20 protein-coding genes are annotated in these 24,928 nt (G+C 70.3%); 14 read left to right on the top strand and 6 right to left on the bottom strand.

Annotation, left to right across the window (positions count from 1 at the left end; genetic code table 11):
- Positions 1–29 precede the first annotated feature (29 nt).
- The gene (locus L942_RS33215) at positions 30–620 is read left to right on the top strand and encodes a cysteine hydrolase family protein (protein ID WP_037367855.1); all 591 of its coding nucleotides are present in this window, start codon (positions 30–32) and stop codon (positions 618–620) included.
- Positions 621–683: 63 nt separating this feature from the next.
- On the opposite strand, the gene ychF is transcribed toward L942_RS33215, so the two are convergent.
- Positions 684–1,766, bottom strand: coding sequence for a redox-regulated ATPase YchF (gene ychF, locus L942_RS33210; protein WP_037367853.1), 1,083 nt, complete (start codon positions 1,764–1,766; stop codon positions 684–686).
- Positions 1,767–1,868: 102 nt separating this feature from the next.
- On the opposite strand from ychF, the gene L942_RS33205 reads away from it, so the two are divergent.
- Both L942_RS33205 and L942_RS33200 read left to right on the top strand, forming a co-directional pair.
- Entirely contained in the window at positions 1,869–3,278 is a 1,410-nt protein-coding gene (locus L942_RS33205) for a DNA-3-methyladenine glycosylase 2 family protein (protein WP_037367912.1), read from the top strand.
- A gap of 13 nt (positions 3,279–3,291) precedes the next feature.
- Complete coding sequence (locus L942_RS33200; RefSeq protein ID WP_037367852.1) at positions 3,292–3,795, top strand: methylated-DNA--[protein]-cysteine S-methyltransferase; 504 nt, start codon at positions 3,292–3,294, stop codon at positions 3,793–3,795.
- 1,114 nt (positions 3,796–4,909) lie between these two features.
- Here L942_RS33200 and L942_RS33195 read toward each other — a convergent pair.
- Positions 4,910–7,873, bottom strand: a complete 2,964-nt coding sequence (locus tag L942_RS33195; protein ID WP_037367850.1) for an AAA family ATPase — start codon at positions 7,871–7,873, stop codon at positions 4,910–4,912.
- Entirely contained in the window at positions 7,870–9,024 is a 1,155-nt protein-coding gene (locus L942_RS33190; protein WP_037367910.1) for an exonuclease SbcCD subunit D, read from the bottom strand. The genes L942_RS33195 and L942_RS33190 overlap by 4 nt, the downstream gene beginning before the upstream one ends.
- 228 nt (positions 9,025–9,252) lie before the next feature.
- On the opposite strand from L942_RS33190, the gene rmuC reads away from it, so the two are divergent.
- A complete protein-coding gene (gene rmuC / locus L942_RS33185) occupies positions 9,253–10,167 on the top strand; it encodes a DNA recombination protein RmuC (protein WP_037367848.1) in 915 nt (304 codons plus the stop codon).
- 1,453 nt (positions 10,168–11,620) lie between these two features.
- On the top strand, positions 11,621–12,517 hold the full coding sequence (locus L942_RS33180) for a DUF6542 domain-containing protein (RefSeq protein ID WP_037367846.1): 897 nt from the start codon (positions 11,621–11,623) through the stop codon (positions 12,515–12,517).
- Between the two features lie 136 nt (positions 12,518–12,653).
- Here the strand turns inward: L942_RS33180 and L942_RS33175 are convergent, their stop codons facing one another.
- Positions 12,654–13,664, bottom strand: coding sequence for a 4-hydroxy-3-methylbut-2-enyl diphosphate reductase (locus L942_RS33175; protein ID WP_037367845.1), 1,011 nt, complete (start codon positions 13,662–13,664; stop codon positions 12,654–12,656).
- A 150-nt stretch (positions 13,665–13,814) separates the two neighbouring features.
- Here L942_RS33175 and L942_RS33170 point away from each other — a divergent pair, with 150 nt between their 5' ends.
- The 6 genes from L942_RS33170 (at position 13,815) to L942_RS33145 (ending at position 18,302) form a co-directional block, all read left to right on the top strand.
- Positions 13,815–14,447: a lipid droplet-associated protein gene (locus tag L942_RS33170; protein ID WP_037367843.1), complete on the top strand. Its 633-nt coding sequence runs from the start codon at positions 13,815–13,817 to the stop codon at positions 14,445–14,447.
- Positions 14,444–15,709 carry an exodeoxyribonuclease VII large subunit gene (gene xseA / locus L942_RS33165; RefSeq protein ID WP_037367842.1) on the top strand — a complete coding sequence of 422 codons (1,266 nt, stop codon included), beginning with the start codon at positions 14,444–14,446 and terminating at the stop codon, positions 15,707–15,709. The genes L942_RS33170 and xseA overlap by 4 nt, the downstream gene beginning before the upstream one ends.
- Positions 15,709–16,164 (top strand): hypothetical protein, encoded by a 456-nt coding sequence (locus tag L942_RS33160; RefSeq protein WP_037367841.1) that lies wholly within the window; start codon positions 15,709–15,711, stop codon positions 16,162–16,164. The genes xseA and L942_RS33160 overlap by 1 nt, the downstream gene beginning before the upstream one ends.
- Positions 16,161–16,385 (top strand): exodeoxyribonuclease VII small subunit, encoded by a 225-nt coding sequence (locus L942_RS33155; protein ID WP_037367840.1) that lies wholly within the window; start codon positions 16,161–16,163, stop codon positions 16,383–16,385. Before L942_RS33160 ends, L942_RS33155 begins: the two co-directional genes overlap by 4 nt.
- A gap of 89 nt (positions 16,386–16,474) precedes the next feature.
- Positions 16,475–17,530, top strand: coding sequence for a class II fructose-bisphosphatase (gene glpX, locus L942_RS33150; protein WP_037367838.1), 1,056 nt, complete (start codon positions 16,475–16,477; stop codon positions 17,528–17,530).
- Positions 17,531–17,549: 19 nt separating this feature from the next.
- Positions 17,550–18,302 (top strand): S1 family peptidase, encoded by a 753-nt coding sequence (locus L942_RS33145; protein ID WP_037367837.1) that lies wholly within the window; start codon positions 17,550–17,552, stop codon positions 18,300–18,302.
- A gap of 1 nt (position 18,303) precedes the next feature.
- Here L942_RS33145 and L942_RS33140 read toward each other — a convergent pair whose 3' ends face one another.
- Positions 18,304–19,275, bottom strand: a complete 972-nt coding sequence (locus L942_RS33140) for an NAD(P)/FAD-dependent oxidoreductase (RefSeq protein WP_037367836.1) — start codon at positions 19,273–19,275, stop codon at positions 18,304–18,306.
- Between the two features lie 116 nt (positions 19,276–19,391).
- Here L942_RS33140 and L942_RS33135 point away from each other — a divergent pair, with 116 nt between their 5' ends.
- Positions 19,392–20,789 carry a class II fumarate hydratase gene (locus L942_RS33135; RefSeq protein ID WP_037367834.1) on the top strand — a complete coding sequence of 466 codons (1,398 nt, stop codon included), beginning with the start codon at positions 19,392–19,394 and terminating at the stop codon, positions 20,787–20,789.
- A 2-nt stretch (positions 20,790–20,791) separates the two neighbouring features.
- Here the strand turns inward: L942_RS33135 and L942_RS33130 are convergent, their stop codons facing one another.
- Positions 20,792–21,691 carry a DMT family transporter gene (locus L942_RS33130; protein ID WP_235079552.1) on the bottom strand — a complete coding sequence of 300 codons (900 nt, stop codon included), beginning with the start codon at positions 21,689–21,691 and terminating at the stop codon, positions 20,792–20,794.
- 88 nt (positions 21,692–21,779) lie between these two features.
- On the opposite strand from L942_RS33130, the gene pdxR reads away from it, so the two are divergent.
- The gene (pdxR, locus tag L942_RS33125; protein WP_081655333.1) at positions 21,780–23,141 is read left to right on the top strand and encodes a MocR-like pyridoxine biosynthesis transcription factor PdxR; all 1,362 of its coding nucleotides are present in this window, start codon (positions 21,780–21,782) and stop codon (positions 23,139–23,141) included.
- A 90-nt stretch (positions 23,142–23,231) separates the two neighbouring features.
- Positions 23,232–24,911: a PstS family phosphate ABC transporter substrate-binding protein gene (locus L942_RS33120; protein WP_037367907.1), complete on the top strand. Its 1,680-nt coding sequence runs from the start codon at positions 23,232–23,234 to the stop codon at positions 24,909–24,911.
- Positions 24,912–24,928: the final 17 nt, after the last annotated feature.

Raw genomic sequence — 24,928 nt, 5'->3', positions numbered from 1 at the left:
GCGAACCAGAAACGAGAGGAAACCCCACCATGGCAAGGAAAACGCTGCGGGAGCTGAACGGTCTCGACCAGACCCCGGCGACGCTGGCGGACGCGACGCTGATCCTGGTCGACTACCAGAACACCTACACCCGCGGCGTGATGGAACTGGAGGGCTGGCGACCGGCGTTGACCGCGGCTCGGCAGTTGCTCGCCAAGGCACGCGCGGCCGGAGCGACGGTGCTCCACGTCGTCAACGACGGCGGCGAGGGCACGGCGTACGACATCCGCGCCGAGATCGGCGGCATCCACCCGGACGTCGCCCCGATCGAGGACGAGCCGGTCGTCGTCAAGGGCGCGCCGAACTCCTTCGTGAACACCGACCTGGGCGAGCGGGTCGACGCGGCCGGGCACAAGAACGTGGTGATCGCCGGGTTCATGACCAACATGTGCGTCACGTTCACCACCGAAGGCGCGTTCCTGCGCGGCAACCACCCGACTGTCGTCGCCGACGCCTGCGCCACGCGGCCGTTGCCCGGTCCGGGCGGGGAAGTCAGCGCTGCGCAAATGCACAACAGCGCTTTGGCGACCATCGGTGATCTTTACGGCGTGGTCGTTTCTAGCGTTGCCGAACTGAACTGAACGCCTCGGCCTCGGCTGGACCGTCGTCCTGCCGAGGCCGACCGTCTTCTAGCAGCGGACCGGTCAGACGTTGAAGCGGAACTCGACGACGTCGCCGTCCGCCATCACGTAGTCCTTGCCCTCCATGCGGACCTTGCCCGCCGAGCGCGCGGCCGCCATCGAGCCCGCCTCTACCAGGTCCTCGAACGACACGACCTCGGCCTTGATGAAGCCGCGCTCGAAGTCCGTGTGGATGACGCCGGCGGCCTGCGGGGCGGTCGCGCCCTGCGGGATCGTCCAGGCGCGGGATTCCTTCGGGCCGGCTGTGAGGTACGTCTGCAGGCCGAGCGTGTGGAAACCCGCGCGGGCCAGCGCGTGCAGGCCGGGTTCCAGCTGGCCGACGGACTCCAGCAGCTCGCGCACGGACTCCTCGTCGTCCAGCTCCAGCAGTTCGGCTTCGACCTTCGCGTCGAGGAACACCGCGTCCGCCGGGGCGACGAGCTTCGCCAGCTCCTCCCGGCGCGCCTCGTCGGTGAGCACGGCCTCGTCGGCGTTGAAGACATACAGGAACGGCTTCGTGGTGAGCAGGCTCAGTTCGCGCAGCGCCTCGCCGTCGATGTCCTTCTGCGCCTGGAACAGCGTGCGCCCGGAGTCGAGGATTTCCTTGGCCTTCTGGGCGTTTTCGAGCGCTGGCCGCGCTTCCTTCTTGGTGCGGGCCTCTTTCTCCAGCCGCGGCAGCGCCTTCTCGAGCGTCTGCAGGTCGGCGAGGATCAGCTCGGTGTTGATCGTCTCGATGTCGGACATCGGGTCGATCCGGCCGTCGACGTGCACCACGTCCGGGTCGTCGAACACGCGGATGACCTGGCAGATCGCGTTGGCCTCGCGGATGTTCGCGAGGAACTTGTTGCCGAGCCCGGCACCCTCGGACGCGCCCTTCACGATGCCCGCGATGTCCACAAAGGACACCACGGCGGGCACGGTCTTCTCCGACGAGAAGAGCTCGGCCAGCTTGTCCAGCCGCGGGTCCGGCAGCGGCACGACGCCGACGTTGGGCTCGATCGTGGCGAACGGGTAGTTCGCGGCGAGCACGTCGTTGCGCGTCAGCGCGTTGAACAGGGTGGACTTGCCGACGTTGGGCAGGCCGACGATACCGAGGGTGAGACTCACGACCGGTAAGTCTACGTGCCGCGCACGGACCCCCGCCGACCCGGTAACGTCGTGTCGGATTTCCGCCAGTCGGGGCTCTCACCTGCTGGCATGATCGACGGCATGGCTACCTCGACCATCCCGATCTGGCGCGACACCGAGCGCTGCTACCGCGCGGTGACCGCCCGCGACCAGCGGTTCGATGGCCAGTTCATCATGGCGGTGCGCACCACCGGGATCTATTGCCGCCCGTCCTGCCCGGCGCTCACGCCGAAGGCGCAGAACGTCCGCTTCTACCCCACCTCGGCGGCCGCGCAGGCCGGCGGTTTCCGCGCGTGCCGCCGCTGCTTGCCGGACGCGGTCCCGGGTTCGCCGGACTGGAACGTGCGCGCCGACCTGGCCGCCCGTGCGATGCGCTTGATCTCGGACGGCCTGGTCGAGCGAGAGGGCGTGCCCGGTCTGGCCCGTCAGCTCGGCTACTCGGAACGCCAGCTCGGACGCGTGCTGACTGCCGAACTGGGCGCGGGCCCGATCCGTCTCGCCCGAGCCCACCGAGCGCACTCCGCCCGGCTGCTGATCGAAATGTCGCAGCTGCCGCTGACGGACGTCGCGTTCGCGGCCGGGTTCTCCAGCATCCGGCAGTTCAACGAGACGATCCGCGAGGTGTTCGCGACGACCCCGTCGCAGCTCCGTGCAGCTTCGCTTCGCCGCGGAAACCGCAACGAACCCACCGGCGCGACGCGGCTCAGCCTTCGTCTGCCGTTCCGTGCCCCGTTCGACGCTGCCGGCGTGCTGAACTACCACGCTTCCCGCGCGCTGCCAGGCATCGAAGCGGTCTCGGCGGACGGCTACGGCCGCACCCTGCGGCTGCCCCACGGGCCGGGTTCGGTGTGGGTCGTTCCGCAGGCTGGCTACGTGCAGTGCGATCTGGCGCTTTCGGACCTGCGCGACTTGAGCAGCGCCGTGAGCCGGGTACGGCGGTTGCTGGACCTGGACGCTGATCCGGAGGCCGTCTCGCGCGTGCTCTCGGCGGACGCGGCGCTGGCCCCGCTGGTGGCCGCCGTCCCGGGCATCCGCGTACCCGGCGCTGTCGACGGCCCGGAAGTCCTGCTTCGAGCCATGCTCGGCGAGGAAGTGACGGAGGTCGTTTGCCTCGGCGAAGCAGTCCCGCCCGCCGACCTGCCCATGGACGCCCTGACCACTCTCTTCCCGACGCCGTCCGCCATCGCGGAGTCAGACGTAAAGCCGCAGGTCAAGAAGGTCGCGGCGGCGATCGCCGCAGGTGAACTCGACCTGCACGTGGGCCGGGACGCCGACGAGTTGCGCGCGGAGATGCTCGCGACCGGCGTCGATCCGGCTACCGCCGACTACGTCGTGATGCGCCTGCTGGGTGCTCCCGACGTCCTGCTGACCGCCGACCCAGCCGTCCGCCGAGGCGCGGCTGAGCTGGGCATCGACCTGGCGACCTCCGCACGCGATTGGCAGCCGTGGAGTTCTTACGCCAGCCGCTATCTCAGTTCCCTGACCGCTTGAGGAGACTTTTCCCGTGCCCACCGCCTTCTGGTCCACTTTGGACACCAAAATCGGCCCGTTCACCGCGGTAGTGACCGGCGACGGCGCAGTACTGGCCTCCGGCTGGACCGGCGACGTCGCCGAGCTGACGCCGCTCATCTCGCTGTCCTTGGCCCCGACGACCCTGACCGAACGCCGCGACCTGGGCCCGGTAACCGCCGCCGTCCGCAGCTACCACGGCGGCGACCTCGACGCCGTCGCCGATATCGAGGTACGCCAACGGTCGGGCCCGTTCCGCGAGCACGCGTGGGAGATGCTGCGCAAGGTGCCGGCAGGCAGCCCGGTGAGCTACGCGGAGTACGCCGCCCTGTCTGGCAACCCCTCGGCAGTCCGCGCCGCAGCGACCGCCTGCGCCCGCAACGCGGCGGCACTGTTCGTGCCCTGCCACCGAGTCGTCCGAACCGGCGGAGCAATCGGCAACTTCCGCTGGGGCGTGGCCGCGAAGCGGTGGCTGCTGCACCACGAGGCGTCCGCCTGACGGTCTCCGCCGGGGAGACTGGCTGGCTTCTTTGGGCGCGGTCGAGGTGGCGGCTCGATGCTCTGGCGGGGCTGGCTGGCCGGTCACTTGACGGTTGGCTGTCCCGCCAACTGCTCGCCCGGCTCCGTCACCGCGATTGCCGCTCACCCGGCACAGTCCGCCGACCACCGCCAGCACCAGCCGGGCTCCACGGCAGCGGGCGCACACTGCGGCGCTTGCCAGCCCCCACGGCGGCATTCTCCAGCCACCGCTAGCAGCAGCCGACCACTGCGGTGCTGACCGGACACCCGGCGGCAACCGCTCACCGTGGCACTTTCCGTCCAGCGGTGGCAGCACCCGCTCGGCTCACCGCCGCAGCAGCTGCTGACTACTGCGAAGGGGTGCCCGTCGCTGCTCTCACGGGCTCGGCCCCACCACAACGGATGCACGCTCCGCGTGCGAGAGCCCGCCGCCGCCACAACTGCCCACCATTGGCAACACTTGCTCGCGACCGCGCAAGCGGCAACTCACCGCGGCACCGGCTACCCCCGCCGGTAGCAGTGGCTCGTCCCACAGCGCGACGTACGCCCAGCACCGCCACGGCTGTCCAACCTCTCGCACGCGGAGGTTGCGAGAGCACTCGGCTGCGCCCACCACCGCAGCAACCACTCACTGCGGCACCCGGCTGGCCACCGCTGGCAGCACCGCACGCTCCGCGTGCGAGACGCCTGCCCACCCGACAGCGCCGCTCGCCACGGCACCGGCCCGCCACTGGCAGCGGCCGCTCAGGTCACCTCGCAGCAATCGCTCACCACAGCACTTTTCACCCCACGGTCGGGCACCTGCCCGGCTCACCGCCGCAGCAATCGCTCCGCTCACTACGGCACTGGCCGACCGCCATCGGCAAGCCAACTCGCCCACCACCGCAGTGGCCGCCCTGGTTCGGCACTCAGCCCGCCAACCGGCTAGCCGCACCCGGCCAACCCTGCAGTCGTGGTGCCGGTGCTCCGCGGACGGGCTGGCGAGCTGTGCGCGCGATCGCCCTAACACGGCTGCCGACCCGCGCCAGCCGACCCGGCGGTGGCTCGGCGCTGGAGCCAAACTGGCACCCGGCGCAGGACCGTCCCTGCTCTCCTCAGGCCATCTGCAGCTCCACTCTCGACCCGATGCGGGACTTCCGCACCCGCAGCCGCGTCGGGATGCGCTGGCGGAGTTCCTCGACGTGCGACACCAAGCCCACCACGCGACCGCCGGCGCGGAGTTCGTCGAGGATGTTCATCACCACGTCCAGCGTTTCGGCGTCCAGGGTGCCGAAACCTTCGTCCACGAAGAGGGTGTCGAGCAGCGCACCGCCGGTTTCGCCCGCCACCACATCGGCCAGGCCCAGCGCGAGCGACAGCGACGCCAGGAAAGACTCGCCGCCCGAGAGTGTTTTCGCTGGGCGCACTGTGCCGGAGTAGTCGTCCAGCACGTCGAGGCCGAGGCCGCCCCTCGTGCCGCGCGCGCCGGCCGCGTCGGAGTGCACGAACGAGTAGCGGCCCTGGCTCATGGTCCGCAGCCGCGCGGTCGCCGCGAGCGCGACCTCTTCCAGCCGAGCCGCCAGGACATACGAGCGCAACGACATCTTCCGCGCGTTCTGCCCTCGCCCATTGACCACTTCGGATAGTGCCCGAAGTTCGGCGTATTCCTCTTCCAGCGGCCGCAACTCCGACAGCGCGGTGCTCAACCGTCCGGCGAGCTTCACCAGTTCGCGGTGTTGCGCCGACACCGCTTGCTGCGCGGCGAAAGCGGTGTCCGCGCGAGCCCGCGTCTCCTTCGCCCGCTCGGCCAGCGGCGCGACGTCCACCACGTCGTCCGGCGAGATCCCGAACAGTTCGGGTTGCGCGAGCATCTCCCGCGCACCTGCGGCCATCGCGTCCGCCTCGGCGAGCCCCTGCTCGAGCTTCGTGATCTGCTCGTCGGTCCGCACCGCGGCGCGCATTTCCTCCAGGGTCGAGAATCCCTTGGCATGCAACGAGATTTCCACCAGGTCTCGTTGCTCCGCCAGCCGGGCCTCCGCTCCGGACACCGCGTTGTGCGCCTCTGCTGCCAGGTCCAGCGCGCCGGCGAACGTGAGCAGGTGCTGCCGTCGGGCGGGAACGTCCGGGAAGTCGCCCCGTCCCGCGATGAGCCGCTGTTCGCGCTCGGCCATCCGCTCGTCCAACGCCCGGATCTCGCTGGTCGCCTCCGTGACCGTCTGCTCGGCGAGACGACGCTGTTCACCCAGCTTCTCGGCATCGCGCTCCAGCTCCGCAACCTTCGCGTTCAGCTGGTCCCTGCGCTGCGCCTTGTCGGAGAGTTCCGCGACGACCGCGCGGGCTTCGGTCAGCGCGCTCGCGATCTCCTCCGCAGTGCGTCCGTCCAACCGTTCGCGCAAGAAGACAACCCGCGCCTTGGCCTCTTCCAGCGCAGACACCACTCGCTGACGCAATGCCGACGCCTTTTGCTCGGCGTCTTCGGCAGCGCGTTCTTCCGCCTCGTCCACCAACGGTGCGTCATGGTTCGCCGGTGCCGGATGTTCGGCCGACCCGCACACCGGACACGCCGTTCCCTCGGCCAAGCCAGCAGCCAGCTCTGCTGCCATCCCGTCGAGACGCCGTTCGCGAAGGTCCAGCCGACGTTGCCGAGCCGCCTGGTGCGCGTCCACCACCTCGCGCAGTTTCGCTTCGCCGCGCTCGACCCTGGCTTCAGCTGGCGGCAGCTCCTCGGCCGCACGAGTGAGCGAGGTCCGCTCTTCGACGCGGGATTTCGCCCCATCCAATTTCGCCGCGGCTTCTCCCGCCACCGTCGCTTCAGTACGCGCGGTGGCTATCAGACCGGGCAACTCGGCCAGCCGCTCCACAAGTACGGCAACCTGTTCGGCGGCTTTCTCCGCGACTTTCTGCCGCTCCGCACGGCGTTGCTCATCGGTCTTCTGCTGGTTCGCTTCCGCGGCCAGCTCGGCGAGCGCACCTGCCTCCTCGCGAACGGAACCCGCACGCTCGCGCAAGTCGGCGACGGCGAGCCCGACCGCATCGAAACCGAGGTCGGCGAGGTCTCGGATGCGGTCCGCGACCAGCACCTGCGCATCACCGAGCTCGGCCGTGCGCCGGTCCATCAGCTCGGCTTCGGGAACCACCGCGGCAGCGCGCCGAGCCGCCGCGATCTCTTCCGTCCACTCAGCACGTTCAGCCGCTTGCTCGGCGACTTGCGTCAACCGGGTATGCGCGGTGCGGACCCGGCGGATCTTTTCCGCGTCTTCTTCCGCCTCCCGTAGCGCGACCTCAGCGGCCTTCGCCGCCGAACGTGCTTGCGCTGCCTCGGTTTCCGCCGCCTCGGCCCGGGCGGCGACCTCGGCCAGCACCGCCTCGACCCACTCCGGCTGCCCTTCCTCCGGCGGCTCCTGCTGCGCTTCCTGGGCGTAGCGGGCGAGCAGTTCGCGAACCTCCTGCTGCCGCTTTTCCAGCGACCGGCCGCGTTCCGCTCGAAGGTCCGCGAACCAGCGTTCGACGTCGGAGAACCGCTCGGTGCCGAAAAGCCGTTCCAGCAGCTTCTCGCGTTCTGTGGTGTCGCTGCGGAGGAACTTCGCGAATTCTCCTTGCGGCAGAAGCACGACCTGGAAGAACTGTGCTGCCGTCATGCCCAGCAGCCGCTCGACGGTGCGCGCCACCTCGTCGATGCGGATGCTTCCGTCCGGCGGCAGCCCAGCGGGCGGTTCGCCGACCCAGGTGAGCGAAACCCGGGCCTGCTGCGTGGTGAACCCGTCGCCGCGTTTCTTCGGCCGCTGGTACTCCGGGCTGCGCACGATCCGCAGCCGCTGGCCCTGCACGGTCAGCTCCAGCACGACCTCCGTCCGCCGATCCGGTGCGGCGAGATCGCATCGCAACCGCTTGACGTCGCCGCGCGCGCCCGGCACCACGCCGAACAACGCGAACGCGATCGCGTCGAGCAGCGTAGTTTTGCCCGCACCGGTGTCGCCGTGGAGAAGGAACAGCCCGTCGGTGCCGAGGGCGTCGAAGTCGACCACCTCCCGACCCGCGTAGGGGCCGAAGGCTTCCACCTCCAGCAGATGCAGCCTCACAGCTTCTCCACCGCCGCTCGGTTCGCTGCTTCGAGCGCGAGGTGCACGAGCCGCTCCTCGCGTTCGGTCGGCGGAGCGCCGCGGCAGTCGTCGAGGAAACTGCGCGCGATCTCGATGTCGCTACGCCCGCGCACCGCCTCGGCGTACTTCAGCTCGGTGCCTGCGACCCCGCCGTCGGGACGCCAATCCATGTGCACCGCATAGGGAAAACGATCCTGCAACAACCGCATCGCATCGATCGGGCGCACTCGATCAGTGACCGTGATCGAGAGGAAATACTCGCGCCATTGCTCGTGTTCCGGGTCCTCGAGCAAATCGGCGAGCTCTCCGGAGAGCGTCGCGAGCGGACGCGGCACGGGCAGCTCGTGCCGGCGAACCTCGGCCAGACCGCTGGCGTCGAGATCCACGAACCACACCGATTTGCGTTGGCGCGCTTCGGAAAACGAATACGCCAGCGGACTTCCGGAGTACCGGAGGTGCTCCGCGAGCGTCTGCGGTCCGTGCAGATGCCCGAGCGCGACATAGTCCACGCCGTCGAAGACCGAGCCGGGAACCTGCTCGACCCCGCCCACCGCGATGGTGCGTTCCGATTCGCTGGCCTCGCCGCCGGTGACGAAAGCGTGTGCCAGCACTACGGATCGAGTGCCTGGACGAGCGGCCAGATCGTCCCGCACCCGCCGCATCGCCTCGCCGAGCACGCCGGCGTGGCCGCGCGCCTCCGGCACGCCCAGCGCGTGCCGCGACGGCTCGGGTTCGAGATACGGAATGCCGTAGAACGCGACCGGGCCGTGTTCGTCCTGCAGCACAACGGGTTCCGCGATCCCTTCGACGGTCGCGCGGACGTGCAGCCCGCCCGCCGCCGCGAATTCGGCGAACGCGCCGAGCCGCGCCGCCGAATCGTGGTTGCCGGGCGTGACCACGAGTTCCGCACCCGCCCGGCGGATGCGGGTCATCGCGGCCGTGGCGACGCGGACGGCTTCGGCGGACGGCACCGCCCGGTCGTAGATGTCACCGGCCACCACCACGACGTCGACCGACTCGCGGTCGACGAGTTCGGCGATGTGCGTGAGGGCGGCCTCCTGTTCGGTAAGCAGATCGGCGCCGTGGAACGTGCGGCCGACGTGCCAATCAGAGGTATGGAGGACTCTCACGGCGACCACGTTAGGAGCTGACCCCGACGAAATCCGGTAGGCACGCCGGTACCCCACTCGAACGTGTGTACGAAGCCGATCAGGTCCGCGGCGGACACGCCCAGCCCCGATCTGGAAAGTCGCAGGTCAGCTACACAGCGCGACCGTGCGCGCCGGTTTTTGTCGGTGCGGTCCGCCATGATGTCTCGCGTCCGGACACCCGCCGGACCCGACGGAGAGGAGGACCGGGTGGAGACGGTGATCACCACCGCGGCCGTCGTGCTCGCGCTGCTCCTGTGCGTCGCGGTAGTCGCGCTGTGGCGGCTGTACAACGACGGAATGCGCCGCGCGGACGCAGCCGCGCGGCTCGTGGCGGCAGAGCGCGCGAAAGGCGACCAGCAGCAGCTCGCACTGCGCCGGTACGAGGTGGCGTTCGCATCGATCCACGGCCGCGGCGAACTCGGCGAACAGGTGCTGGTGGAAACGGCGCGCGCCCTCGGACTGCGGGAGGGACTGCACTTCACCCTGCAGACCGATCTGGGCGGCGGCGGAAGCGCGAAGCCCGACCTGGTGCTGAATGTCGGCGGCGGCCGCGCGGTACCGGTCGACGCGAAGGCGAGCATGGCGATCTGGGCGGAGGCGGTCGAGACCGACGACCCGGAAGAACGGCTCGACGCGCTGCGCGTCCATGTCCGGCAGCTGCGTTCCCGCGCGGCGGAGCTGGCGGGCAAGGGCTATCAGCGCTGGGCAGACGCGATCTACGGCACCATCATGTTCGTCCCGTCCGACGCGGCGGTCGTCGCGGCTCTCGACACCGATCCCGAATTGCTGCGCTGGTTGATCGATCGCCGCGTGTTCCTGTGTGGCCCCACGGGATTCGGAGTGCTCGCGTCGGCGGCGCTGTTCGCCGCCAGCGACCGCGCGCTCGTCGAAGACGTCGAGCAAGTGCGCGCGGGTGCCGCCGCCGCACACCGAGCGGCGGGCAACGCGGTCGAAGCGCTGAATCTGTCCACCACGCACCTGCAGCGCTTCATCTCGGCCCGCCGCCGGGAACTCGAGGCACTGGAGTCGTTCCGCGCGACGGTCGCGCCGCTCACCGACGCGTCGGGCAGTCCGGCACCGGTGCCGCAACTGCGGAAGGGAGACGAGGTGGCAGCTGGTTGAGGTCGCGGCGCGATGGCCGCGGGCTCGACACTCGCGATCGGACGATCGATGGTGTGCCTGCGCGGTACGGCTCCGGCAGTGTGGCTTGGGACGCCTGCACACGGGACTCGGGCTGACGCTTGAGGCCTGACGGCGCTGCCAGCAGGGCGGGGCCTCTACCCGGCGCGGTGGTGCGGCGGCCGCGTGGCTTGGCCGGTTCGAGCACGGCGTCACGGTTCGGCGGCGAGCGGCCAGGCACGGATCCGGCGAGCCCAAGCCAGGCGCGGTCCGGCGGATCGAGCCACCGCGGCACGAGTCGGCACGGCGAGGCACGGCTGGGGCGCGGATCCGGCGGGGGCCAGGGCTGGCACAGCCCGGCTGGCCGAGACCTGGCGATGCGAGCTGGCACGGCCAGGCACGACTGCGCGCGGATCCGGTGGAGCAAGGGCTGCACAGTCCGGCTGGCCGAGACCTGGCGATGCAAGTTGGCACGGCGAGGCACGGCGGCGCGGATTGGGTCGCGCGCGCCGCGGCACAAACCGGCGAGCGAGGCACCGCTTCGTGGCTTGGTGAGCTGGCTTGGTGAGCTGGCTTGGTAAGCGGCTCGGTGAGCGCCTTGGCAAGAGGCTCGGTGAGCGCCTTGGCAAGAGGCTTGGTGGGCCTCGGCGCATGGCCCGGTGAGGTGGTCTGGCAAGTCCGGGGCACCGTGGCCTGGCGAGCCTCTTGGCGTCCTCAACGGCGCGAACTGGCGGACGGAGCCTACGTGGCGCATCGGGTCCGGCGTCGTCCGGCCGGAGCGAGCCGGGCAGCGAGACGGCTTAACGTCCGGGCTCGGACGTCCGGAGGGTGCGCATGCGGTCTCGCTCGGGCGTTGCCGTAAGCGGCAGTGCGTCACCGCGCGCCGGGCGGGCGTCCAAAGTCGCCAGGCCACCGTCCCGATGAGCGGTGATCCGCGTCGGCGACTGGGCGGCGCCACGAGCCCCCGTGCATGGTCCGCCAAGGCCGCCCCGTGGCTGGGTGCCCGGACGGCCCAGACCGGAGTCCGGATTGCCCGGAACCAACGGCAGAGTCCAGGTTGGACACCGCCGCCGGGGCGGGCGAAAGGGCATGGTTGCGGCGTCGGGCGGGCAGGATCCGGGCGCTCAGCCGGCTCACGGGAACGTCAATTCCCGGTCAAGTTCCAGAACGGCGAATGTTCCGGAACACGACCGGCGGCGCCGCGGTTGCCGTCGTCGGCCAGTGGCCTAGCCTGGGGTGAGAGCAGGACCGGGAAACGGGCGGCCAGGCCATACCGTCGGTATCATCGCTGGTCAGAGGTCTGGTCCACTGGTTCCCCGTCCGGCGGAGCGGGGCGGGAAGGCCGCACCGCGGGTACCGCTCGACCGAAAGAGATGTCATGCGGTCGAGTGGCTGCTTCGTGCTGTCCTCGGCAGTGCCAACAAGATCGTGACAAGTACGGGCTACGGTGTGCCTCGTGACCGCGATACGCGATCGCCAGAGCGATCCTGATGCCGATGACGCCCCCGTGCCGTGGGACGAGCGTCTCGTCGTCGGCACGAGGCGCGGCCTGCCCTGGTGGGCGGCCGTGCTCGTGGGCTTCGGCTTGGCAGTGCTCGGCGCCATCATCGACGAGAAGTCCTCCGGCAGCCTCGGGTTTGTTTTCAAAGCGGGCTACTTCCTCGGGGCCGTGATCGCGGTCGGCGCGGTGCAAAGACGCGGACTGTTCGGTCCGATGGTGCAGCCGCCGCTGGTGCTCGCCGTCACCGTGCCGGGCGTGGTGCTGCTGACCGGCGGGGGTCCGGAAGCCAGCGACACTCTCTCGAAGCTGCTCAACATCGGAACGCCGCTGATCAAGGGCTTCCCGACGATGGCGGTCACCACTGGCGTCACGCTGCTGTTCGGCTTCTTCCGGATCTACCGCGAACGCGACCCGGACGCGCCGGTCAAGATCAAGGACGGCAAGGCTCCGCGTTCTCGCGACGAGGACGACAAAGCCGCCAGCCGTCCGCGCACGCGGCCGCCAGCCGGTCGGGCCGGGCAGACCCCGCCTCCGGGCAACCGCCGCCGTCCGCCGCGGGACCGCGATCTCGACGCTCCTCCGCCGCGCCGTCCGCGTCCGCCTGCCGACCCGGGGGCGCGTCCTCGGCGCGACCCGTTGGACCCCAACGCTCCGCGCGGTGCCCGCAAGCCGCCGCCGGAGGGGCGTCGGCCCCGGCCGCCGGAAGGAGATCCGCGCCGTCGTGATCCGCGGGGCGACGCACCTCCGCCGCCGCGGCGTCGGCCGCGCGGGGACGAGCCGCCGCCCGGCCGTCCGCGTCCGCCTCACCGGGAACCGCCTCGTCGCCAGCGTCCCTGGGAGGACGAAGGCTGACCAGTGCGTTCCATCCAGAAGCAACGAAAGGCCGCCGAATCCCGCACCGGGATCGGCGGCCTTTCGTTGTGGCAAAACAGTTTCCGGTGTACCGCACGCAGCACACAACGGAACAGCAGCCGCTGCGAAAGCGGCCTCAGGACTCCGACTTAGCAGCCTTCCGAAGCTCCTTCGGCAACGCGAACGCGATCTTCTCGTTCGCCGTCGTCACCTCGTCGACCTGCCCGTACCCGCGCTCGGCGAGCCACTTCAGCAGGTCCATCACCAGCACGTCCGGCACCGAAGCCCCCGACGTGACCCCGACCGTCGACACGCCTTCCAGCCACGCCTCGTCGACCTCCGAAGCGAAGTCGACCAGGTGCGAAGCCGACGCTCCGGCCTTCAACGCGACCTCGACCAGCCGCTTCGAGTTGGACGAGTTCTTCGAGCCGACGACCAGCACCAGATCGCACTCCGGGGCCATCGCCTTGACCGCGACCTGGCGGTTGGTGGTGGCGTAGCAGATGTCGTCGCTGGGCGGGTCGGCCAAGGTCGGGAAGCGGTCGCGCAACTGGTCGACGCGTTCCATCGTCTCGTCCACCGACAGCGTGGTCTGCGAGAGCCAGATCACCTTCGACGGATCGCGCACGTCGACCTTGTCGACGTCCTCGGGCTTGTCGACCAGCTGCACCTTGTCCGGCGCCTCGCCCGCCGTGCCCTCGACCTCCTCGTGGCCCTCGTGGCCGATGAGCAGGATGTCGTAGTCGTCCTTCGCGAAGCGGTTGACCTCTTTGTGCACCTTGGTGACCAGCGGGCAGGTCGCGTCGATGGTGCGCAGGTTCCGCTCCGCGGCCTCGGCGTGCACCGCGGGCGAGACACCGTGCGCGGAGAACACGACCAGCGCGCCCTCGGGCACCTCGGACGTCTCGTCGACGAAGATCACGCCCCGTTCGCGCAGGGTGTCGACGACGTGCCGGTTGTGCACGATTTCCTTGCGCACGTACACCGGGGGCCCGTACAGCTCGAGCGCCTTCTCCACGGCGACGACCGCGCGGTCAACGCCGGCGCAGTAACCGCGCGGCTTCGCGAGCAGCACGCGTTTGGCGGCGCCGGACCGGGAGATCGTCGGGGTACCGGCGGGTTCGGTTCCGGGACTCGCTGAAGTCATGCCTCCAGGGTACGGGCAGTGCCGAGCCGGGGTTGAAGTCCTCGTTCGGATGATGGCGGCGGCCGTTCAGGCTGTGCCGGGCATCACGTCCGGCGCCCCTGGCCACCCGTTCGGTTGGGCAGAACAGCCCGGATGCGGCACGCTGGACCCATGAAGCCACTCCCGCTCCCCCTCCGGGTCGCCGCGGGCCTCGCCGTCACCACCGCCGAGCGGGTTCGTGAGCTCCCGAAGCAGCTCACCGGCCTGCCGGTCACCGTCGTGAGCCAGGTGCTGCAGCTGTCCATGCGCGTCCAGCAGCACGTCACCGAGCTGGCCATCAAGGGCGACGACGCGTTGTCGATGCTGCGTCCGGTCGAGGACACGCCCAGCTGGGCCACGTTCGACGAGGACGCCGAGCCCGAGTTCACCCCGTCGCGGCCCACGCTCGTACCGGTCGACGACCTGCCCGAGCCGCGCACCAACGGCCACCGCACGCAGCCGCCGGACCTCGCCGCGGACACCGTCGACGACCCGTGGATCGAGGAGACCCGCGCGCTCGCCGAGGAGCACTCCGACGGCGAGAACGACAGCTCCGGCCCGGCCGGGCTGGGCAATTACGACGACCTGACCTTGCCGCAGCTGCGCGCCCGGCTGCGCCGGCTGACCGTGCCCCAGCTCGAAGAGCTGCTGGAGTACGAGAAGGCCAACGCCGATCGCGCGTCGTTCGTCGGCATGCTCGCGCGGCGGATCGGCAATGCGCGCAAGGCCGAGGAACAACCGGGCGACCCCGCGGAAGGCCAGTGAGCAACGACCCCGCCACCAGCGCGGAGAATCCGTGGCCGGTCCGCACTGTCGCGCGCAAAATCGGCGACTGGGTCCACCGGCTCGGCGACGTCTGGGTCGAAGGCCAGGTCACGCAGATGAACGCGCGGCCCGGCACGCAGACCGCGTTCCTGACCCTGCGCGACCCGTCCGCGGACGTCTCGATGTCCGTCACCTGTCCGATGTGGCTGGTGCGCGAACTGCCGACGCCGCTGCGCGAAGGCGACCGGATCGTCATTCACGCCAAGCCGTCGTTCTTCTTCGGCCGCGGCACGCTGAGCCTGCGCGCGGACCAGATCCGCGCGGTCGGCATCGGCGAACTGCTCGCGCGGATCGAACGACTGCGCAAGCTGCTGGCCGCCGAGGGCATGTTCGCCCGCGAACGGAAGCGGCCGATTCCCTTTCTGCCCAAGGGAATCGGGCTGATCACCGGACGCGCGTCGGCGGCCGAGCGGGACGTGCTGGCGAACGCGCAGGCCCGCTGGCCGCACGTGTTGTTCAAGGTGCTGAACACCGCTGTGCAGGGTTCGCAGGCCGTGCCGCAGATCCTGCGCGCACTGTCCATCTTGGACAAAGACCCGGACGTCGACGTGATCGTCATCGCCCGCGGCGGCGGCAGCGTCGAGGACCTGCTGCCGTTTTCCGACGAAGCACTGTGCCGGGCGGTCGCGGCCGCGGGCACGCCGATCGTCAGCGCGATCGGGCACGAGCCGGACTCCCCGCTGCTCGACCACGTCGCCGACCTGCGCTGCTCCACTCCGACTGACGCGAGCAAGCGCATCGTGCCGGACGTCCGCGAAGAAACCGCGCGGGTGCGGCAGATGCGCGACCGCGGCCGGCGTGCGCTGCACGGCTGGGTCGACCGGGAGACGCGGCTGCTGACCCAGCTGCGCAGCCGTCCGTCGCTGGCCGATCCGCTGGGTCCGATCGAACGCCGGCTCAGCGACGTCGAGATGCACCGCGAGCGCGGCCGTCGCGCGATGCTCAGCCTGCTCGCCAAAGACCAGGCGGAAGTCGCGAACGCGCGGGGCAGGCTGGCCGCGCTCGGCCCGGCGGCGACGATGGAGCGCGGATACGCCGTCGTCCAGTTCACTGATTCCGCGGGCAACCTCCACGTGCTCCGCTCCGTCTCCCAGATCGAGGACGGTGCGCGGCTGCGCGTACGGGTCGCCGACGGGGCGATCCACGCGGTGGCCGACTCCGTCGAGCCGACGACCCCCGTACCGGAAGGAGACCGGCCGTGATGCACCGAGCCCCGGCGTTCCTCCCGCTCACGGTAGACGCCGCGGCCCGGCTCAACGCCGGTCTCCTGCTGCGGCAGGCCCTGGTCACCGACCGCGCGGCCGACGAATGCTGGACGGCGCTGCTCGCCGGCTGCGGCACCGCGGCCCGGCGGGGCCTGGCGCCCCAGCTCAGGCGGCTGTCCGAGGCGACTTCGGAGCACGTCGGCGTCCGCTGGTGGTTCGCCGAAGGGACCGGCCACCGGCGCCGGGTGGCGAGCGCGCAGGAAAACCTCGAGGACGCCATCGCGGACGGTGACGGACAGGAGTTCGCGCTGGCGTTCGTCGGGTACGACCACGCGATGGCGAGTGCGGTGGTCGCGTGCCCGCAGCGGGCCGGATCCAGCGTCCCCGGGACCGCCGCCGGACGCGGTAGTCTGCGCCGACAGCCCCGTGCACCACAAGGTCGGAGAACGTGAGCGAAGCAGACACCGCCGGACTCGGTTACGAGCAGGCCCGCGATCAGCTCGTCGAGGTCGTGAAGGAGCTGGAAGCCGGCGGGCTTTCCCTGGAGCAGTCGCTCGAACTCTGGGAGAAGGGCGAGCGGCTCGCCAAGGTGTGCGAGCGGCATCTGGAAGGCGCCCGCGAGCGGATCGAGGCCGCGCTGGCCTCGGTGGAGACCGACGACGACACAGAGTGACGTGCACCATGCGTGGCTGAATCGGTCAGGTGGTCCCGGGATCTGACAGACTGGGCACCCGCTGACGAACCGTGTTCCGGGAGGCCACCATGACCACCGCCAGTGACCGCAGCCGACGCGAAGCGCCTGATCGCAACCTCGCCATGGAACTGGTGCGGGTGACCGAGGCAGCCGCGATGGCCGCCGGCCGCTGGGTCGGCCGCGGCGACAAGATCGGCGGCGACGGGGCTGCCGTCGACGCGATGCGCCAGCTCGTCTCCACCGTCTCGATGCGCGGCGTCGTCGTCATCGGCGAGGGCGAGAAGGACGAAGCGCCGATGCTGTTCAACGGCGAAGAAGTCGGCAACGGCGACGGCCCGGACTGCGATGTCGCGGTCGACCCGGTCGACGGCACCACGCTGATGGCGAAGGGCATGCCGAACGCGCTGGCCGTGCTCGCCGTCGCCGAGCGCGGCGCGATGTTCGACCCGTCCGCGGTGTTCTACATGGAGAAGCTGGCCGTCGGCCCGGACGCGGCGGGCAAGGTGGACATCTCCGCCCCGGTCGCGGAGAACATCCGGCGCGTCGCGAAGGCGAAGAACTCCAGCGTCAGCGACGTGACGGTCTGCATCCTCGACCGGCCGCGGCACGAGCAGCTGGTCAAAGAGGTCCGCGAGGCGGGTGCCCGGATCCGGTTCATCTCCGACGGCGACGTCGCGGGCGCGATCGCCGCGGCCCGGCCGACCACCGGCGTCGACATGCTGCTCGGCATCGGCGGCACCCCCGAGGGCATCATCGCCGCGTGCGCGATGAAGTGCCTCGGCGGCGAACTGCAGGGCCGGCTGTGGCCGAAGGACGACGCGGAGCGCGAGAAAGCTCTCGCCGCGGGCCACGACCTGGACCGGATCCTGCTCAACGACGACCTGGTCACCGGCGACAACGTGTTCTTCTGCGCGACCGGAGTCACCGACGGCGACCTGCTGCGCGGCGTCCACTACCGGGCGGGCGGCGCGACGACGCAGTCGATCGTCATGCGGTCCAAGTCCGGGACGGTCAGAATGATCGACGGCTACCACCGCCTCGAGAAGCTGCGGGCGTACTCGTCGGTCAACTTCGACGGGAACCTCGACCTCGACGACGAGCACGTGGTGCCTCCGCTTCCCTGATCTGCCAAGGAGTTTCCCGGTGTCGAAACGGCTGTTCGCGCTGGTGCTGACTGTCCTCACCGGAGTCGTGCTCAGCGCGGGCAGCGCTTCGGCGGGCCGTTCCATCGTCGGCGGAACCGACGCGGACCAGCCGTATCCGTTCGCGGTGTCCCTGCACACCTCGGGCGGCGCGCTGTTCTGCGGCGGTGCGCTGATCACGCCGACCTGGGTGGTCACCGCGGCGCACTGCCTGTCCGCGAAAGACCCGGCGACGATCGGATTGCGCGTCGGCAGCAACGACGCCGACGACGGCGGGGAAACTCCCCAAGCAGCGGAATTCGTGCTGCACCCGCACTTCAACGCAGAAACGCAAACCGGCGACGTCGGACTCATCCGGATGACCGCACCGGTGAAAGCCGCGCCGATCTCGATCGGCGGTTCGGCGTCGCCGGGCACGGCGGTCCGGGTCATCGGCTGGGGCCAGACGTGCGCGACGCCGAACTGCGGTCCGGTGTCGAAAACGCTGCGCCAGCTCGACACGCAATTGGTGCCGGGCGCGAAATGCACGGCGGCGTTCGACGGAACCTCCGAGCTGTGCACGGAAAGCCCCGGCGGATCCGGTTCCTGCTACGGCGATTCCGGCGGCCCGGAACTGATCCGCGACGGCGACCGGTGGGTGCTGGCCGGAATGGTCAGCCGCCCGGGCAACCATTCGTCGACCTGCGGTTCGGCTCCGTCGATCGCGACCTCGGCGGTGGCGTACCAGCCTTGGCTGGCGGAGAAAACCGGCTGATTCACTCGACGTTGCTCGAATGCCCGGGGAACAAATGCGCCTCGGGATTCAACGCGACCGCGATGTTGTTCACCGCCGTCGCCGCCTCCCCGAACCCGGTCGCGATCAGTTTCACCTTCCCCGGGTACGCCGCCACATCCCCCGCCGCGTAAACCCTCGGCCGCGCGGTCGCCATCGTCGAATCCACCGAAATGGCCCGGTGGTCGATTTCCAGCCCCCAGCTCTCGATCGGCCCCAAATCCGCGGTGAATCCCAGTGCCGCGACCACCGCGTCCGCGCGCAGCTGCTCGTCCGTGCCGCCCTTCACCGTCACGTCGACCGCCGCCAGGGAACCGTCCGGGGCTTCCACGAAGCGCGCCACCTCGGCGTCCGTGACCAGCCGCACGCCCAGCTCCCGCACCTGCCGCACGATCGATTCCGCGGCCCGGAACTTGGCGCGCCGGTGCACGAGCGTCACGCTCGCCGCTACCGGGTGCAGCGCCAGGCACCAGTCGAACGCCGAATCCCCGCCGCCGACCACGACCACGTGCTGGCCCGCGTGCGCCGCGAGCGACGGAACGAAATGGACCATTCCCCGGCCGAGCCAGCCGTCCCCGGCGGGCAGCGGACGCGGAGTGAACTCGCCGATGCCCGCGGTGATCAGGACCGCGCCCGCGCGCAGCACGTCGCCGCCGTCGAGGGTCAGTTCGAGACCTCCGTCGACGCTCTCCAGCTTCTCCGCCTTCCGGCCGAGCAGGTAATCCGGTTTCCACGGCGCGGCCTGGTCCACGAGGCCCTGCACGAGATCGCGGCCGCGGACCGCGGGGAACCCGCCGACGTCGTAGATCATCTTCTCCGGATACATCGCGGTGACCTGGCCGCCCGGTTCGGGCAGCGAATCGACGACGGCCATCGACAGGCCGCGGAATCCCGCGTAGTAGGCGGCGAAGAGGCCGGTGGGACCGGCTCCGATGACGACGAGGTCGTAATCCATGAGGCTCGCTCCATGCCAGTGGCGGGTGGCGGTGATCGAGAACACCACCGAGCTTAGTCGTCGGGGTGGGCGACAACACCCGGCCAGTTGCCCGAATCGGGGCCAGAATCGAAGGCATGGCTGAACAGGAATACCGGATCGAACACGACACGATGGGTGAGGTCCGCGTCCCGGTCGACGCGCTTTACCGCGCGCAGACGCAGCGTGCCGTCGAGAACTTCCCCATCTCCGGCCGCGGTCTCGAGCGCGCCCAGATCCGCGCGCTGGGCCTGTTGAAGGCCGCCGCCGCCCGCGTGAACGCGCGTCTTGGCGTCCTCGACGCCGACGTCGCCGACGCGATCGCGAAGGCCGCCGACGAGGTCGCCGAGGGCAAGCACGACGCGCACTTCCCGATCGACGTCTTCCAGACCGGCTCGGGCACGTCGTCCAACATGAACGCGAACGAGGTCATCGCGACGCTGGCCACCCGTGCGCTCGGCCGCGACGTGCACCCGAACGACCACGTCAACGCGTCGCAGTCGTCGAACGACACCTTCCCGACGACGATCCACGTCGCCGCCACCGAGGCCGTCCTCACCGACGTCATCCCCGCGCTGGAGCACCTCGCGGGCGCGATCGAGGCGCGTGCCGACGAGTGGCAGGACGTCGTCAAGTCCGGCCGTACGCACCTGATGGACGCCGTGCCGATCACGCTCGGCCAGGAGGCGGGCGCGTGGGCCGCGCAGATCCGGTTCGGCATCGAACGGCTGCAGTCCGGCCTGCCGCGCCTGGGCGAACTGCCGATCGGCGGCACCGCGGTCGGCTCCGGTCTCAACGCCCCCGACGGCTTCGGCGCGGTGGTCTCGGCCGAACTGGCCCAGCTCACCGGGTTGCCGCTCACCGAGGCCCGCAACCACTTCGAGGCGCAGGCGACGCAGGACAGCGTGGTCGAGACCTCCGGGCACCTGCGCACGGTCGCCGTGTCGCTCAACAAGATCGCGAACGACCTGCGCTGGCTGGGCTCCGGCCCGCGCACCGGCCTGGCCGAGCTGGCGCTGCCGGACCTGCAGCCGGGTTCGTCGATCATGCCGGGCAAGGTCAACCCGGTCATCCCGGAGGCGACGCTGCAGGTCGTCGCGCAGGTCGTCGGCAACGACGCGGCGGTCGCGTTCGCCGGGGCGGCGGGCAACTTCCAGCTCAACGTGAACCTGCCGGTCATCGCGCGCAACGTGCTCGAATCGGCGCGGCTGCTCGCGGCCGTCTCGCGGCTGCTGGCGGACAAGGTGTTCGCCGGGGTCACCGCGAACGCCGAGCGCGCCCGGCAGTACGCCGAGGGGTCGCCGTCGATCGTCACTCCGCTCAACAAGTACATCGGCTACGAGGAAGCGGCCGCGGTGGCGAAGCAGGCGCTCAAGGAACTCAAGACGATCCGCGAGGTCGTGCTGGAACGCGGATACGTCCGCGACGGCAAGCTCACCGAAGCGCAGCTGGACGAGGCGCTCGACGTGCTGCGGATGGCGAGCGGCGGCAAGTAGTTTCAGCAGGTCGTGGCGGCTCGTTCGGGCACTTCCGGGCGAGCCGCTTCGCGTTTCCACAGTCCGCATGCGACTCCCGCGGCGACCAAGGTGACGCCAGCGAAATCCGTGAGCTCGAACCGTTGCGCGCCGATCAACACCGCGACCACCAGTCCGGACACCGGCATCAGCCCGATCAGCACGCCCGCCCGGTCCGCGCCCAGCCCCGCAACGCAGCTGTACCAGAGCACGAATGCCACCGCGGTCACCAAAACCGCCAGCAACAGCAACGCGACGAGTTCGCGCGCGTTCGGCCATCGCCAGGCTCCGGCCGGATCGACCACCGTCCCGGCCAAGGAACCGCTTGCCGCAGCGGTGAAACAGCTCCACGTCGAGGTCGCCAACGGTCCGAGGCGACGCAGCAATCCCACGGCGAGCAGGGTGAACGACGCTTCGCACAACATCGCCAGCGCAGCCAGCAGCAGCCCTGGCGCGGAAGCGGATCCGCCGCCGGACAGCACCACGATGCCGAGCCCGGCGAGCACCGATCCGACGATCGGAGCGGCGGACGGACGGCGACCGTCGAGCATCGGCGCGAGCAGGGCGAGCACGAGCGGGCTGGCCCCGAGGAACGCCGCTACCGCACTGGGTTCCGCGTAGCGCTGCGCCAGCAGCAGGCAGGCCTGGAAGCCGATCATCCCGGTCGCGGCGAGGCCGAGCAGGGTCGGCAGATCGCCCAGTTTCGGCCGCGGCAGCGGGCTGCGCGTGACCTTGGCCCAGCCGAGCAGCAAAAGCCCGCCGAGCGCGTACCGCAACGCCTGCCCGGTGATCACCGGATATCCGTCCAGCATGCCGGTGACCGGCACCGATCCGCCGACCAGCACCGCGCCGGCCACCCCTGACAGCACCATCGAACGTCTCACGCCGCTCAGTCTTCAGCGGAGAGTGGTCTATCCAGAAGGACCACTCGGCTCTGGCCTAACTGGACCACTTCGCCGTACTGTCGTGGCCGTGGAGACCCTCCGCGAGCTGCTTCTGCCCGCCGTCACCGGCGGCCGCCGTGGTCGCGCCATCGAAGCCGCGTTGCGCGACGCGATCCGCACCGGACGGCTGGCGGCCGGCACCCGGCTGCCGTCGAGCCGCGATCTCGCGCGCCAGCTCGGAGTCGCGCGCGGCACTGTGACCGCGCTGTACGAGCAGCTCACCGCCGAGGGTTACCTGCTGAGCAAGCACGGCTCGGGCACTCGCGTCGCGCCAATCGACGGTACCGCACCGAATCCTCGGGCCAGCACGCCGAAAGCGCCAGCCTGGGAGTTCGACCTGCGCCCCGGCCTGCCCGCGTTGTCGGCCTTCCCGCGGGCCGAATGGCTTGCCGCTGAACGAGAAGCGCTGAACGCGACGCCGGACCGCGGCCTCGGCTACCCCGATCCGACCGGACATCCGGCATTGCGCACGGAGCTGGCCGCCTACCTTGGGCGAGTCCGTGCGCTGCCGGCGAACCCGGACGACATCGTGATCACCAGCGGAGCCGCGGAAGCGTTGTCGCTGCTGGCAGACGCCTTGCCGGACCAGCGCATCGCCGTCGAAGACCCGAGCCACCCCGGGCAGGCGAACCTCCTGTGCGACCACGGACTGACGCCGATCGGAATTCCGGTCGACGACAAGGGCATCGACGTCGCGAAACTGTCCACTTCAGACTGCTCCGTCGTTTTGGTCACCGCCGCGCACCAATTCCCGCTCGGTGTCGCGTTGCATCCGGAACGCCGTCGGCAGCTGCTGACGTGGGCGGCGGAAACTGGCGGGCTCATCCTGGAAGACGACTACGACGCCGAACATCGCTACGACCGCCCCGCGCTGGGCGCGATGCGTGCGCTCGCGCCGGATCACGTCGCGTATATCGGCAGCGTCAGCAAGGTGCTCGCCCCAGCGTTGCGGATCGGCTGGCTCATTCCGCCGCGACGGCTGCGCGACGCGGTGGCCCGGGTCAAGGAAATGCACGACCTCGGCTGCCCGCCGCTCCCGCAAGCCGCGCTCGCGCAGCTGATCGCCACCGGCGGGTACGACCGGCATCTGCGCCGCACGCGACGGCTGTACCGCGCCCGGCGCGACGCGCTCATCGAAGCGCTCGCCCAGCGGTTGCCGCGGTGGCGGCCGGTCGGGATCGCCGCCGGATTGCACCTGGTCGTCCGGCTCCCGGACGGCACCGATGACGTGCGGCTGCAGGAGAAACTCGCCGCGGCGGGCGTGCACGCCCCGGCTTTGTCGACTTATTCCCATGCCGCGGCGGGATATCCGGGTCTCGTGCTCGGGTACGCCGCGCTTCCGCCGGACCGGCTTCGCGCCGCCGTCGACCGGATCGCATCGGCCGGTTGAACCGCTGGTGAACACCTGGTGCACCGGGGAGGGGTCCCTGGGTCGCCGCTTACTGTGGACATTCCCGGGAGCGGCGAGGGGGAGGCGACCGTGAGTTTCGGAGATGTCCTGCGAGCGCTCGCCGAAGTGCTCACGTCCGGTCGCGGCATCGTGCCGATCGCGGTCGTCGCGGGCGCGACGATCCTCGCCCCGGTCGTCGACCGCTACGTGATCCGCCGCAGGCGCGTCATCTACCGGGAGCTGTACAACTCCAAGATCGGCCTCAACCCGATCCCGCTCGGCGACTCCGGCAACGGCGCGGTGCAAGCGGATCCGCAGCTCGAACGCACCGTGCGGCTGCTGGAACCGCTCAGCGTGGTCGTGATCCGGATCCGCAACACGGGCAGCTTCGACATCGGCCCCGGCGACTGGGAACATCCGCTGCAGTTCACCTTCGGCAGGCGGGTGGTGTGGGACGCGCGCGTGTCCGATGCCAAAGACGGCCTGCGCGAAGTGGTCCGAAACGGGCTTGAATTCTTTACTCACGACGAGCCCGCACCGGACAACGGAACCGCGCGGCTGTCCGGAGTACGGGCGTTGCTGCCGCAGCGGCTGACCGCGCTGCTGCGGCAACCCGACGCCCCGGCCGCCCCGGCGCCGCAGTGGCACGGCGTCCGCCTCGAGCAGCTTTCGTTGAAGCGACGGGAAAAGTTCAAGCTCGTGGTCGTGCTGCGCGAACCGGACGACTGGCGAGGCGGGCCGCTGTCCAAGGAACTGCACGTCACCGGAAGGCTCAGCGGCGGGCGGATCAAAGACGAACGCAAACAGCGCTGGCTTTCGTGGCCGGTGGTCACCGGAGCGATCGGAGTGCTGCTGACCGGGGCGTTGCTCAGCATGCTCCTGGTCGCCGCGTCCCGCGGATCCGAGCCCGGGTGCGGCACCGGATCCCTTTCGGTGCACGGATCCAGCGCGTTCGCGCGGATCATGAACAGCGTCGCGACGGAGTACCACCGGCAATGTCCCGGTGCGACGATCACGACCCAGGCAGTCGGAAGCGTGTCCGCGGTGCGCGAGCTGGGACCGTTGCCAGCGGACCAGAAAGACAGCCTGGCCGTGCTGTCCGACGGCAAGGCTTCGGACGCCGGACCGGATCTGGTCACGCAACCGGTCGCGGTGCTCGTGTACAGCCTGGTGGTGAACAAATCCGTCGGCGTCGACCACCTGAGCGGCGAGCAGGTGCGCGGCATCTTCAGCGGGAAGTACACCGACTGGGCACAACTGCGCGAGGGTCCGTCGATCCCGATCCGAGTCGTCGGACGCGGGCAGGAATCGGGCACGCGCAAGACTTTCGAAGAGAAAGTGCTGGGCGCGGCCGAGCCCGGGCTGTCGTCGGACGACTGCCTGGCGCCGACCCGCGCCCCGCACGCCGCGGTGGTGCGCTGCGAACGCGGGACCACCGACGAGCTGCTGCGCGCCGTCGGCGACACCCCCGGCGCGATCGGCTACGCGGACGTGCCGGCGGCCAAGATCGCCGCGGCGGCCGGCCGGGTCGCGATGGCCAAACTCGACGACCGCTACCCCGACGTGACCAGCATCGACGCGGGCTATCGCTTCTGGACGGTCGAGTACCTCTACACCAAGGGCGTGCCGGAGAACGATTCGCTGCTGAAGCTGTTCATCGACTATCTGCGCAGCAGCACGGCCCGGGCGGAATTGCAGGACGCAGGGTACACGCCGTGTGTGACGAAACAGGGGCTGCTGGACCAGCATTGCACTCGTCCGGATGCCTGACCAGCTCCTTTTCACCC

This window comes from Amycolatopsis orientalis DSM 43388 (genome assembly GCF_000411975.1).
In the GTDB taxonomy this organism is placed as follows: Bacteria; Actinomycetota; Actinomycetes; order Mycobacteriales; family Pseudonocardiaceae; genus Amycolatopsis; species Amycolatopsis orientalis_D.
The sequence above is the reverse complement of the archived record's forward strand: the minus strand, read 5'-3'. Positions and strand labels throughout refer to the sequence as shown.